Source organism: Caulobacter sp. GW822-FHT07D08, assembly GCF_058798735.1.
Map to the genome: position 1 here is coordinate 1 of NZ_JBXAKU010000003.1, position 12,424 is coordinate 12,424.

General features: G+C 67.2%; 12 protein-coding genes and 1 tRNA gene. 7 read left to right on the plus strand and 6 right to left on the minus strand.

Annotation, left to right across the window (positions count from 1 at the left end):
* The coding region (locus tag AC1RJ9_RS06505; RefSeq protein WP_492839136.1) for an AMP-binding enzyme at nucleotides 1–620 on the plus strand (620 nt) is incomplete at its 5' end.
* 94 nt (nucleotides 621–714) lie between these two features.
* Here the strand turns inward: AC1RJ9_RS06505 and AC1RJ9_RS06510 are convergent.
* Together AC1RJ9_RS06510 and AC1RJ9_RS06515 are read right to left on the minus strand one after the other, a co-directional pair.
* Entirely contained in the window at nucleotides 715–1,008 is a 294-nt protein-coding gene (locus tag AC1RJ9_RS06510; protein ID WP_492839135.1) for a hypothetical protein, read from the minus strand.
* An 84-nt stretch (nucleotides 1,009–1,092) separates the two neighbouring features.
* Nucleotides 1,093–2,646: a methyl-accepting chemotaxis protein gene (locus AC1RJ9_RS06515; protein ID WP_492839134.1), complete on the minus strand. Its 1,554-nt coding sequence runs from the start codon at nucleotides 2,644–2,646 to the stop codon at nucleotides 1,093–1,095.
* 1,155 nt (nucleotides 2,647–3,801) lie between these two features.
* On the opposite strand from AC1RJ9_RS06515, the gene AC1RJ9_RS06520 reads away from it, so the two are divergent.
* Nucleotides 3,802–5,274, plus strand: a complete 1,473-nt coding sequence (locus tag AC1RJ9_RS06520) for a phospholipase D-like domain-containing protein (RefSeq protein WP_492839132.1) — start codon at nucleotides 3,802–3,804, stop codon at nucleotides 5,272–5,274.
* 73 nt (nucleotides 5,275–5,347) lie between these two features.
* A complete protein-coding gene (locus tag AC1RJ9_RS06525) occupies nucleotides 5,348–5,902 on the plus strand; it encodes a DUF308 domain-containing protein (RefSeq protein WP_492839130.1) in 555 nt (184 codons plus the stop codon).
* Here AC1RJ9_RS06525 and AC1RJ9_RS06530 read toward each other — a convergent pair.
* Complete coding sequence (locus tag AC1RJ9_RS06530) at nucleotides 5,857–6,897, minus strand: AI-2E family transporter (protein ID WP_492839128.1); 1,041 nt, start codon at nucleotides 6,895–6,897, stop codon at nucleotides 5,857–5,859. The genes AC1RJ9_RS06525 and AC1RJ9_RS06530 overlap by 46 nt on opposite strands.
* A gap of 159 nt (nucleotides 6,898–7,056) precedes the next feature.
* Between AC1RJ9_RS06530 and AC1RJ9_RS06535 the strand changes: the two genes are divergently transcribed.
* Nucleotides 7,057–7,902, plus strand: a complete 846-nt coding sequence (locus AC1RJ9_RS06535) for a universal stress protein (RefSeq protein WP_492839126.1) — start codon at nucleotides 7,057–7,059, stop codon at nucleotides 7,900–7,902.
* Nucleotides 7,903–8,258: 356 nt separating this feature from the next.
* Here AC1RJ9_RS06535 and AC1RJ9_RS06540 read toward each other — a convergent pair.
* Nucleotides 8,259–8,334 (minus strand) — tRNA-Ala (locus tag AC1RJ9_RS06540).
* Nucleotides 8,335–8,447: 113 nt separating this feature from the next.
* Between AC1RJ9_RS06540 and AC1RJ9_RS06545 the strand changes: the two genes are divergently transcribed.
* The 3 genes from AC1RJ9_RS06545 (at nucleotide 8,448) to AC1RJ9_RS06555 (ending at nucleotide 10,994) form a co-directional block, all read left to right on the plus strand.
* Nucleotides 8,448–8,762, plus strand: a complete 315-nt coding sequence (locus AC1RJ9_RS06545; protein ID WP_492839124.1) for a YggT family protein — start codon at nucleotides 8,448–8,450, stop codon at nucleotides 8,760–8,762.
* A complete protein-coding gene (locus tag AC1RJ9_RS06550; protein ID WP_492839122.1) occupies nucleotides 8,755–9,042 on the plus strand; it encodes a DUF167 domain-containing protein in 288 nt (95 codons plus the stop codon). Before AC1RJ9_RS06545 ends, AC1RJ9_RS06550 begins: the two co-directional genes overlap by 8 nt.
* Before the next feature lie 188 nt (nucleotides 9,043–9,230).
* Nucleotides 9,231–10,994, plus strand: a complete 1,764-nt coding sequence (locus AC1RJ9_RS06555; protein ID WP_492839120.1) for an ATP-binding protein — start codon at nucleotides 9,231–9,233, stop codon at nucleotides 10,992–10,994.
* On the opposite strand, the gene AC1RJ9_RS06560 is transcribed toward AC1RJ9_RS06555, so the two are convergent.
* Both AC1RJ9_RS06560 and cysK read right to left on the minus strand, forming a co-directional pair.
* Nucleotides 10,931–11,383 (minus strand): very short patch repair endonuclease, encoded by a 453-nt coding sequence (locus AC1RJ9_RS06560; RefSeq protein WP_492839118.1) that lies wholly within the window; start codon nucleotides 11,381–11,383, stop codon nucleotides 10,931–10,933. The two genes, AC1RJ9_RS06555 and AC1RJ9_RS06560, sit on opposite strands and share 64 nt — an antisense overlap.
* An 18-nt stretch (nucleotides 11,384–11,401) precedes the next feature.
* A complete protein-coding gene (gene cysK, locus AC1RJ9_RS06565) occupies nucleotides 11,402–12,388 on the minus strand; it encodes a cysteine synthase A (protein WP_492839117.1) in 987 nt (328 codons plus the stop codon).
* Nucleotides 12,389–12,424 lie beyond the last annotated feature (36 nt).

A 12,424-nucleotide genomic window follows, 5' to 3' on the forward strand; every position in this document is an offset into this window, starting at 1 on the left:
GCGTCAAGCCGCAGCTGGTCGACGCCGAGGGTCTGGTCCTTGCCGGCGCGACCGAGGGCAATCTCGTGATCACCGACAGCTGGCCGGGCATGATGCGCACGGTCTATGGCGACCACCAGCGCTTCTTCGAGACCTATTTCTCGACCTATCCCGGCAAGTACTTCACCGGCGACGGCTGCCGGCGCGACGCCGACGGCTACTACTGGATCACCGGCCGGGTCGATGACGTCATCAACGTCTCGGGCCACCGCCTGGGCACCGCCGAGATCGAGAGCGCGCTCGTCGCCCACGAGACCGTCGCCGAAGCCGCCGTGGTCGGCTGTCCGCACGACATCAAGGGCCAGGGCGTCTACGCCTATGTCACGCTCAACGCCGGGGTCGAGCCGACCGAGGACCTGCGCAAGGCCCTGGTCCTGTGGGTCCGTCACGAGATCGGCCCCTTCGCCGCCCCCGACGTCATCCAGTGGGCCCCCGGCCTGCCCAAGACCCGCTCGGGCAAGATCATGCGCCGCATCCTGCGCAAGATCGCCGAGAACGAACTCACCAGCCTGGGCGACACCTCCACCCTCGCCGATCCCTACGTCGTCGACGATCTCGTCAAAAATCGCGCCGGGGCGTGAACGCCAACCGTCATCGCCAAAAACGCGGTGACCGCGCCTGACGAAAGCCACATCGGCGCGGTCCCTCAAGAAGGCCATTTGCGGTCTTCGGATATCAGCTGGTCTTGCCGCCAGTGATGAGTGTGAGGTTCGCGGATCCCGTCGGCGCGGCGGTATCAGCCTCTACGGGTCGCTGCAGAACAGTCGCCAGCGCGACGGCGACCTGCGCCCACGCGGCAGGTTCCTGCCCCGCCGATAGCGCCAAGACATGCGCCGCCAGATCCGTCTTGCTGATCACTCCCGCCTTTTCCAGCGCGTCACACAGCGGAAGATAGGTGACGGCGAACAGCTTGACGATGTCCTGGGACGTCAGCTCGGGTACGCCGTCAGAGACATGCTGTCGGGTCATGAGGACTCCTGATCTTCGAACGGGTCGAACACTGGCAGGCCCAAGCGGCGGCCATCGGCCAGGCGCTTGGGCCCACGTCGAGGATCAAAACTCCTCCCAAACCTTTGCGGCGGTCGAGGCGGCCGCTCCCGGCCTGGCGAAGGCGGCCACCCGCGCCTGGGATTGGGCCACCGGATTGCGACCGGGCGCGTGGCGACCGGGAACGGCGGCTTCCAGCCGGGGCGCGACAGCCGCGTTCCCGGTTTCAAAGCGCCCCACAAGGCGCTCCAGTTCGCCGGCTTCGGACTTCAGGTTGGAAGCGGCGGCCGTGGCCTGCTCCACCATGGCGGCGTTCTGCTGGGTGACCTGATCCATCTGGTTGACGGCGGTGTTGACCTGATTGAGACCGGTCGCCTGCTCTTGCGAGGACTGGGCGATCTCCGAGACCAGGGCGTCGATTTCGGTGATCTTGCCGACGATGCCCGTCAAAGCCTTGCCTGTGTCACCGACCAGCTTCACGCCGCGCTCGACCTGGGCCGTGCTGCTGGCGATCAAGCCCTTGATCTCCTTGGCGGCGTCGGCCGACCGTTGAGCCAGGGCCCGGACTTCCTGGGCGACGACGGCGAAGCCGCGCCCCGCATCGCCGGCGCGAGCCGCCTCGACACCAGCGTTGAGGGCCAGAAGATTGGTCTGAAAGGCGATCTCGTCGATCACGCCGATGATGTTGGTGATCTGCTTCGAGCTCTGCTCGATCTCGCCCATGGCGGACACCGCCTCGTTCATCACGTCGCCCGACTTGGCGGCGTCGACGGTGGCGCCGGAGGCCGCGGCGGAAGCCTGCTGGGCGCCGTTGGCGCTGCGCTTGACCGTCGCGGTGATCTCGTCGAGCGCGGCGGCGGTTTCCTCCAGGCTCGCGGCCTGTTGCTCCGTGCGCCGTGACAGGTCGTCCGAGGCGGCGGCGATTTCGTCCGACCCCGCCCGCAAGCCGCTCGTTGTCGCCGCGATGGCGTTCATCGCCTCGCGCAAGCTGTCGATCGCGGCGTTGAAGTCGTCCTTGATCTGCTGGTAGCGCCCGTTGAAGGGGACCGCGATCCGCGCCGTCAGGTCACCCTGAGCCAGACGCTTGAGGCTGTCGGCCAGGGCCGTGACGACCGCGTTCTGTTCTTCGACCACCGCCAGACGCTCCGCCTCGACGACCGCGCGCTCTTCATCGGCTTTGGCGTTCAGGACCTGGAAATAGTTGAACATCACGACGCTGGCATCGGAGAACACCGATTTCATCAGGCTCAGCATCAGTTCGTCGGAATTCTTCTCGTTCCAGCCCTTTTCCTTCATCAGCCCGGAGGCCAGACCAGCAGCATACGCCGCGTAGGTCTTGCTGAGATAGGTCGCGAAATCCAGACTGCTGGAAATGTTCTGCGTGATGACGGCTTGTTGTTCAAAATACTCGGCAGGAAAGTTCCCCCTGGCGATGAAGGAGAACTTTTTCTTTTCGTTTTCCCAGACATCGCGCGGCAACGCTTTCAGCGATGGATCGATGATCCGATAAGCGTTGAGGAGAGCGCTCTCGAGATGCTTTCCGGCTCTCTTGTGAACGATTTCCCCGACTTCCCGATCTCTGTCGCTCCAGGTGACGATCTTGGTTTTGATGTCGGACACTGTGACCACTTTCATTTCGGGTTGCGAATAGAAGTATTCTGGAAAATATATTACGCTACAGAGAAGATACTTTCCGATGTTGGTAAGTTTCTTTGCCGATAACAATCATTCTGGAATCGTTTCGTGAATCTTAACCGTGAAATTCTTGTATTCTAAGCTGTCGCACGGGTGAGACACCGGCGCTCATATCCATCATTTTCGCGGGACGGCGGCGGCCAACTTGCTGCGCTATCGAGGACCACTAGGCGCGATAGAGTTTGACTAGCAGGATATAGGCGAACTCTCCGAAGGCGGCCGGCCCGACGAAGCCACCAGCCGATCGGCCTGATTGTTCGGCGGCGCGATCCAGCCGCACGCCAATGACCCAGCCCAAAACGGGCCGGTCGGATTGCTTGCTCCGTTCATGATCTTGACCCACCCACGGTCGGTCGCCGTAGGCGCCATCAGCCATCCTAATGGCGATAAAATTCCGATGTAATTATAAGTACATCTGCATCTTTGCATCTGTGACAGGTCGTCACGGAGTAGAAATGCCCAGAACTACCGCGACGGTTCCGTTCTGAATATTTTCGAAAATCTATCCATGGAACGGCGAAAATATTAATGTATCGCAACATGGCTCAAATTCGACAGCCACCTAGAAAGGCGCTATATAATATACGTAGGAGTTCGAGCACACGCCGCGCGCTTAGCGCCGGTGACCCGCCCTGAGATTTTCTCCCACGCGGCGCTAGAGTCTGAGCCCTGAGAAGACGGACAGGAAGCGATGCGCGCTTTCACTGGAGCGGCCGCCCCGCGGTTTGATCTCGATCAAGCCGCGCGCGCCAAAGCTCGTGCGTGATGGGACTTGGCCCGAATGAACGGACTTGCCTGAAGCCCTTCTAGCGAGGTTGTGGTGCCGGATCACGGGTTTGACTGGGCTTTTGACGAATTCTGGTCTCGCCGCCTGCCCGCGCCGCCATCGTCAATGGCGCAACCTTCCGGCTTCGCCGGCGTGCGACTGAGGTTCGAGGAGGCGGAGGCTTCGTTCGAGGCCGGCTGCGCCGCCGCGATGGGCGAAGGCTTCTGGCAAGCCCCGGCCGCGCGGCTGGAGCCACGGGAAGAGTTCGTGAGTCGGCCATGACCCTCCTGCGACCGGGCGAAACTTGCTGGCGCGTGGAGACGGCCCGGCGGCTGGCCTTCCTGATCGACGCCCAGGCGTACTACGCCGCCCTGCTAGAGGCGATCGAGGGGGCCAAGCAATCGATCTGGATCCTGGGGTGGGCCTTCGACCCGCGCACGCGGCTCGCGCCCGACGGCCACGAGGGGCCGAGCGACCCCGACGAAATCGGGCAGGTGCTCATTCGCCTCTCCAAGGCCAATCCGGCGCTGGACGTTCGCGTTCTGATCTGGAAGTCGACTCTTTCGGTCAACGGCAGCCACGCGATCCTGGAGCACAGGGCGCGTAAGGCATTCCGCGGCACGGCCGTTCGGTATCGCGAAGATGGCGAGATTCCCTTTGGGGCGTGCCACCACCAGAAGGTCGTGGTCGTCGACGGCGAGATCGCATTCTGCGGCGGCGCCGATATCGCCGTGAACCGCTGGGACACCGTCGGGCACCGCGACGACGACCCGCGCCGCATCCTCCCGCACAGGATTCGCCACGGTCCGCGGCATGACGTGATGGTGCTGGTCGAGGGCGCGGCGGCCGCGGCGCTTGCCGATCTCTTCAGGACTCGATGGGCGCGCGCCTGGGGCGATGACTTCGTCCCCGACCAGAGCGGGGCCGACTGGCCCCGGGTCCAGACGGCCCACCTGCTCGACACGCCGGTCGCCATCGCGCGGACCGAGCCGGCCCACCGGGGGCGGCCGCTGGTCGACGAGATCCTTCGGCTGCACCTGGACTGCATCGCGAACGCGCGGGAGGTGATCTATCTGGAGAACCAGTATTTCACCTCTCACCTGCTGACCGACGCCTTGGCGCGGCGCCTGGCCGAGCCCGAAGGACCCGAGGTGATCCTGATTCTCGCCGAGCGGGCCCCGAGCTGGTTCGACCGCCTCACCATGGATCCGGCTCGCGCGCCGCTGATCCGGCGTCTGATCGCGGCGGACAAGCATAGCCACTTCCGCGCCTATGCGCCGAAAACGGCTCAAGGACGGCCGATCGTCGTGCACTCCAAGGTCAGCCTGTTCGATGATCGTGTGGCCCGTGTCGGCTCGGCGAACCTCAATAATCGCGCCGAGGGGTTCGACACCGAGTGCGAGGTCGCGCTCGAAGCGCACGATCCGACGACGCGGGGCGAGGTCGCCCAGCTGCGTGATGTTCTCCTGGCCCACTATCTCGGCGTCCCGCAAGCCGTGCTCGCCAGGGCCCGGGCAGGCGCCGACCGGCTCATCCCCGTGATCGAGGCGCTCAACGCGCTGGGACGGCTGCGGCCGATCAGGCCGGAACGGCCGGGCTGGTGGAGCGCCGTCGTCTCCGCCTGTCGCTTGGGGGACCCGGCGTATGCGGGCGAGAGCTGGCGACTGATCAAGGATCGCCACCGCGCGCCCCGGCCGCACGCCGCGCTTGGCCCGGCGGGCTGGACGGCCGGGGCCGCGCCCGGCAAGGTCGGGTACGCGCCGGCCTTGCGTGGCGACGGCAGCTGATGAAGCCATGACACAGAACCCCCCATCCGTCGGACCGGGACGCCGGATCGCCGCCAAGTCGCGGCGCCATCGCATGACTCTGACCGGCCTGGGCGTGGCGCTGATCGCCGCCGGCCTGGCCGCGGTCGCCCTGCCACAAGTCGCGCCGCTGGTGATCGGCGCGGCCGCCGGCTGGCTGCTATGGCTCTTCGGCGCGGTGATGTTGCTGGTGTCGCTGCTCATCGCCACGGGCAAGTCCCTGTGGGGCGGGATCGCGACGAGCCTGGCGGCCGTCGCCGCCGGCGCGTTCCTGTTCTTCCATTATGACGCGGGTCTGATGGCCGCCACGATGCTGATCGGCGCCGTCCTGATCCTCGACGGCGCCAGCGAGCTCGTCCTGGCCCTGGACCTGCGGCCCGCCCGCGTGTGGCGCTGGATGCTGGCCTCGTCGATCGCCAGCGGCCTGGCCGGCGTCGTGGTGGCGGGGGCGGGGCGAGCGCAAGACCTGACGGCGATCTTCCTGGGCCTAGCCCTGGCCAGCACCGGCGCGGCGCTGATCGCCCTGGGACGCCGCCGCGCGGGCCGGCGGCTGGCGAGCGTCATTCAGGCCGGCGGGCCGAGGACCTCGCCCAGGACGCCCTCCACATAGACCATGCGGACGAAGACATAGACGACGACCGCGAGCGGGGTGGCGAACAGCACCCCCAGCGGGCCGAGCAGAACGCCCATGGCCAGCACGGCGAACAGCGTCACCGCCATCGGCAGCTGCGCCAGCTGCCGCAACACCAGCGGCGTAATCAGGTTGGCCTCGAGCTGAGCCGAGACCAGATAGACCAGACCGGCCCAAAGCAGGGTCTGCGGGCCGGCTTCGAGCGCGACCAGCAGTCCTGGCAGGGGCGCGACCATTGGGCCGATCACCGGCACGAACTGGCCGATCCCGGCGATCAGGCCCAGCGCGGCGGCGGAGGGAACGCCCACAACCGCCAGGCCGATCCCGGTAGTGACGCCGACCAGGGCCATTGAGCACAGTTGCCCCACGAGCCATTGCCGCAGGGCGCGGTGGATCTGGTCCAGCACTTGTCGCGCCCGCTCCCGGCGCGGACGCGGGAAGAGCATCAGCACGCCGCCGACATAGGAGCCAGGGTGGTAGGCTAGGTAGAGGCCCGCGAAGAGCACGATGATCGTCCCGGCGAGGCCTCCGGCCGTGTCGGCGGCGAGCTTGGGGCCCAGGCTCACCAGCCACGCGAACCCGCGCCATTGTTCCAGCTCGGCCAGGGCCGCGCCCCCGAACGGCGTCGAGGACAGCCGAGCCTGCAACTCGCTCCAGGCGCGCGGCAGGACGTCGTTCAGGGCGATGAACTGGGCCTCGGCCTGGCGGCCGAAGGTCCAGACCGCGGCGGCGACGCAAGCGACGACCACCACGACGGCGAGCGTCAGGGCCATAGGTCTGCGCAGCCGGAGACCCCGGTGCAGCGGTTCGGCGATCGCATGCAGCAGCACGGCGACCAGCACCGCGCCGAAGGCCATAAGGATCACGTCGGCCAGGCGGATCGCCAGCAGGGCCAAGCCGACGATGATCGCGACCAGAATCACGTTGTGCCGGATCGGGTCGCCCGGCGGCGGTGGTGAGCTTGTCGATTCCATGCGAGCAGCTAACCTCGGGCGATCATCGCCAACCTTGATACCGGTCAAGGCCGCTCGCCCGGCTTGAGCGAGGTCAAAGTGCTTCCGCGGCCTTTCGCTAGCGTGCCTCGACGTGCGTTCAGGCGCGGCGGGATTGCGTACGGCCAAAGGAACCCTGTCATGCGTTTCCGGGACATCCTCCTGCAGATCGACAGCTACCCGGCCGCCACCCCCGATGAGTCCATCGAGTCGGCGATCGGTTTCGCCAAGGTCCTGGATGCAGAGCTCGCGGTTCTAGCCGTTCAGGTCGACATACCCCTGTCCAGGAACGTCGTCTCCGAAGCCTTGATCAAGCTGGCCGGGCTCGAGCAGGAGTGGGAGGACGCAAGCTTGGCCAGCTGTCGCCAGGCCGTTCGACGTTTCGAGAGCGCTGCAAAGGCCGCCGGCGTTTTCGCCGGCGCGGAGATTCATCGGATCAATCTCCTCAAGGTCGACGACAGCCTGGCCCTGCGCGTCCGCGCCCGCGACCTGTGCCTGGCGGCGATGGCCGAGCGCTTCGACGAGCAGATCGAATGGGTAAAGCGGATCATCTTCGCGTCGGGCCGCCCCGTGGTCGTCATGGGTGGGCGACCGCTGCTGGCCGAGGGGCGGATCGGCGATGTCGCGGTGGCCTGGGATGGCGGCCGGCACGCAGCCCGGGCCCTGGGCGACGCGCTGCCGATCCTCGAGCGGGCCCGGGCGGTGCGGATCGTCACCTTCGTCAACGAGAAGGAGGCGGCCCGGCCGGGGCTCGCCGCCGAGGCGGTCCGGCATCTCGCGGCGCACGGCGTCAAGGCGGCCAAAGACGAGATCGACGCCTCGGGCGTGGGGATCGGCCAGGCGATCGACGCCTATCTCGCCCAGAAGCCTGCCGACATGCTGGTCATGGGCGCTTCGGGACGCGCGCCCGTCCTTGAGTTCGTGATGGGCGGGGCTACCGAGCACGTGCTCCGCAATGTGCCCACCGCCTTGTTTCTATCGCACTGAACGGCCGCGCCCTGGGGCGCCGCGGAGGCCTCGCGATGTCGGGGCTCTTCGCCGACGCCTCGCCGGAAAGGGGGCCAGGATTTGCGCGGATCAAGGCCGAGGCCATTCTCCTTCGGAAGGTGACGCGAGCCTCGAAGGCACGGTGATCTCGATCGAATTCATGTTCGGCGAGATTAAAATTATCGCGCGAACGGCCGCGTTGGGCAGCGACCTTGTAAGAGAATGGATGCGCTCAGCGAATGCCAAAGCGGCTCACCCGGCGTCAATGAAGCCCGCTTCAAATGTGGGGAAAATTTGGGGCGGACGCCAGCGTTTCGGACGATATGTCTGTCAAAACAAAGGCTTATGTGGGTCCTTGGTGGAGCCGAGGGGAATCGAACCCCTGACCTCCTCATTGCGAACGAGGCGCTCTACCATCTGAGCTACGGCCCCAAGGAGCGGCGGAGATACGGCTCCGGAGCGCGGACGTCAAGCGGGGTTCTCACCACGCCTTGCCAGCAACCTCCAGGCGCGGCAAGAAGCTGTGGCGTCCAGACGGAAATCCCATGGCCCCGATCATCAATCTCGTCTTCTTCATCCTCAACGCCCTGCTCGACCTGCTGTGGTGGGCGATCGTCATCTCGGCGATCCTGAGCTGGCTGTTCGCTTTCGACGTGATCAATCGGCGCAACCAGTTCGTCTACAATATCGCGACCTTCCTGGACCGCGTCACGGACCCGATACTGGCGCCTTTCCGCCGGATCATCCCCGCGATCGGCGGCGTCGACATCAGCCCGATCATCGTTCTCCTGCTGCTGCGGGGCATCCAGATCTTCATCATGCCGGCCCTGCAAGGCATGCTGCTGAACATCCTTGGCTAAGGAGGTCCTGGCCGTCCGGCTGACCCCTCGCGGCGGCCGCGACGCCGTCGACGGCTGGTCGCTGGACGGCGACGGGCGGCCCTTTCTGAAGGTGCGCGTCGCCAGCCCGCCCGTCGACGGCGCGGCGAATTCCGCCCTTCTGGCCTTCCTGGCCAAGACCCTGAAGGTGCCTCGCTCGGCCGTCCGCCTGGCCGCCGGCGACACCGCGCGGGTCAAGCGGCTGGAGATCGAGGGCGTCACCGCCCAGGACCTGGAGCGTGCGTTCGGGCCACGCCCGTAGCCAAGCTTGCTCAGGAAAAACTTACCTTCACCGTGCGCGAAACAGCGGTTTTGGCGCACGATCTCACCCTGACCACACCTCAAGCCAAGCCATTGACGCGCCGAGATTTTTTTATTTCCCTTTAGCCCTTCGCGCCTAGTCTTGGTGGTGAAGGGGATCGGGGGATCCCTCGGGGGCGCCAGGCGGCCATGTCGACGACGGAAGTACAGGGGGATGTGGCTCGCGCCGCCGTTTCGCGGCGTGCGAACACCTATCTGCGCCTGGGCGCCGCCCTGGTCATCGCCGTTATACTCCAGGTCTATGTGCATTCGGTCTGGGGCTGGCCGTGGGCGCTGGCTTACACGCTCTGCCACCTGTTCGAGCTTTGGGTGCGGCGTCCGCTGGAGATCAACCCGAGCGCGCCCGTGGCGACCTGGCGGCGCCTGACGGCGTTCGTCGCGCCGGCCATCACCTCGACGGCGTTCGGCGCCCTGTCGATCATGCTGTTCTCGTCGCACATCCGCTTCGCTCCCACCCTGGGCGGCATGTTGCTGGCCGGGGCGCTGTTGAACGTCGTGGTGGTCAATGCCGGCGACCGCTCGGCCACCCTGATGGCGGCCTGGCCGCACGCCCTCTACCTGCTGATCGTTCCGTTCGTGGCCAAGGCGGCCAATCCGGGCTCCAATCTGGCCGACGTCCTGTGGTTCGGGGCGCTCCTGATGATCGTCTCGGTCACCGTGGCCAGCCGAACCCTGGGCGCCGCCCTGAAAGCCGAGGCCGACGCCAAGGCCGAGGCCGAGCGCCGCCGCCACGAGGCCGAGGAGGCCGTGGCGGCCAAGTCAGCCTTCGTCGCCATGATCAGCCACGAGCTGCGCACCCCGATCAGCGCCATCCTGGCCGGCGCCGCGCGCCTGCACAGCGAGGTCGCCGAGACCAGTTCCAAGGTCCACGCCCAGCTCATAACCGACGCGGGCGGCCTGATGCGGACCCTGCTGAACGATCTGCTGGACTTCTCGCGCCTCGAAGCCGGTCGCATGTCGGTGGAGAACAGCGCCTTCAACCTGCGCCAGACCCTGTCCGACACCCTGCGCCTGTGGCGGCCGGAGGCGGCGCGCAAGGGGCTGCGCCTGCGGGTGGCCGGCGCGGCCAGCCTGCCGCGCTGGGTCGCCGGCGACGCCATGCGGCTGAAGCAGGTCCTGAACAACCTGCTCAGCAACGCCATCAAGTTCACCGAACGCGGCGACGTCACGGTCGTGCTCGACGCCCGCCCGGCCGGCGAACGGATCCTGCTTTCGATCACGGTCGATGACACTGGTCCCGGGATCGTCGAGGCCGCCCTGCCGCGCCTGTTCACACCTTTCGACCAGCTGAACACGGACGTGGTCCGCCAGCACGGCGGCTCGGGCCTGGGCCTGGCGATCAGCCGCGAGCTGGCTCGCCTGATGGGCGGTGACCTGAGCGTCGGCAGGGCGCCCAGCGCGGGCGCGCGCTTCACCCTGACCGCGATGCTGGAACCCGCCGAAGCGCCGCGCGCCGAGGAGGAAGCCCGTTCGATCAACGGCCTGCGGGTGCTGGTCGTCGACGACCACGTGATCAACCGCCGAGCCATAGAGCTCGTCCTGGAGCCATTCGGCGTCGACGCCACCTTGGCCGAATCCGGGGAGCAGGCGCTGGATCTGCTGAGCTCGGAGGCCTTCGACGCGGTGCTGATGGACCTCTACATGCCCGGCATGGACGGCCGCGAAGCCACCCGGATCCTGCGGGCCGGCGACGGTCCCAACCGCGGCGTCCCGGTCATCGCCGTCACCGCCTCGGCCACGGCCAAGGACTGGGAAGCCTGCGCCGCCGCCGGCATGAACGCCCACGTCGCCAAACCGATCGACCCGGTCGAGCTGTTCGGCGCCCTGGCTCAGGTCTTGGCGGGCGCCGCCGCGCCGTCCGACGACGCCGAGGTCGAGGCCAGCAGAGCCTGAAGCCGGGCGGTCAGCGCCGCCTCGTCCTTGAAGGCGCACTCCCAGACCACTTCGGCCCGCCAGCCGGCGGCTTCCAGCGCCCGGATCGAGCGTTCGTCGCGGGCGACATTGCGGGCCACCTTGGCCAGCCAGTAGTCGCGATTGGCCTTTGGGACCCGTGAGCCCCGCGCGCAGTCGTGTCCGTGCCAGAAGCAGCCGTGGACGAAGATCGCCAGCTTGCGCCCCGGCATCACCAGATCCGGATTCCCCGGCAGGTCCTTGCGATGCAGGCGGTAGCGGACGCCGAGACCCGTCAGGATGCGGCGCAACGCCTTTTCCGGCGTGGTGTCCTTGCTCTTCACCCGCGCCATGACGGCCGAGCGCTTGGCCTTGTCGTAGACGTCGGTCAAGGCGTCGGCTCGCCTGGCTCAGAGCCCCTCGAACAGCGCCGTGGACAGGTAGCGTTCGGCGAAGCTGGGGATGATCGCCACGATCACCTTGCCGGCGTATTCGTCGCGCAAGGCCAGGTCGAAGGCGGCCGTCAGGGCCGCGCCCGAACTGATGCCGACCGGCAGGCCCTCGGTGTTCGCCGCGCGGCGGGCCATGGCGAAGGCGTCGTCGTTGCTGACCTGGACGATCTCGTCGATCACGCCGCGATCCAGCACGCCCGGCACGAAGCCGGCGCCGATGCCCTGGATCTTGTGCGGGCCGGGCGCGCCGCCCGACAGCACGGCTGAGGCCTCCGGCTCGACGGCGACCATCTTCAGGCCGGGCTTGCGCGCCTTCAGCACCTGGCCGACGCCGGTGATCGTGCCGCCGGTGCCGACGCCCGAGACCACCGCGTCCACGGCGCCCTTGGTGTCGTTCCAGATTTCCTCGGCGGTCGAGACGCGGTGGACCAGCGGGTTGGCGCCGTTCTCGAACTGCTGGGGCATGACCGCGCCCGGCGTGGCCTCGATCAGCTCCTGGGCGCGGGCGACCGCGCCGCGCATGCCCTTCTCGGCCGGGGTCAGTTCCAGCTTGGCGCCCAGCAGCAGCAGCATCTTGCGACGCTCGATCGACATGCTCTCGGGCATGACCAGGATCAGCTTATAGCCCTTGGCGGCGGCCACGAAGGCCAGGGCGATGCCGGTGTTGCCCGAGGTCGGCTCGATGATGGTCGCGCCCGGCTTCAGAAGACCCTGGGCCTCCAGGGCCTCGATCATCGCGGCGCCGATGCGGTCCTTGACCGAGGCGAGCGGGTTGAAGAACTCCAGCTTGGCCAGGACCTCGCCCTTGGGCTTCAGCTCGGCCGACAGCCGCGGCAGGCGGACCAGCGGCGTGTCGCCGATGGTGTCGATGATCGAGTCGTAGACCTTGCCGCGACCGGCGCGCTTGAAACGCGCGGCGTCATAGAGGGAGGAAGCGTCGTCCATCTGAGAACCCAGAGCCTTAGGTTGCGGGAAGCGGGC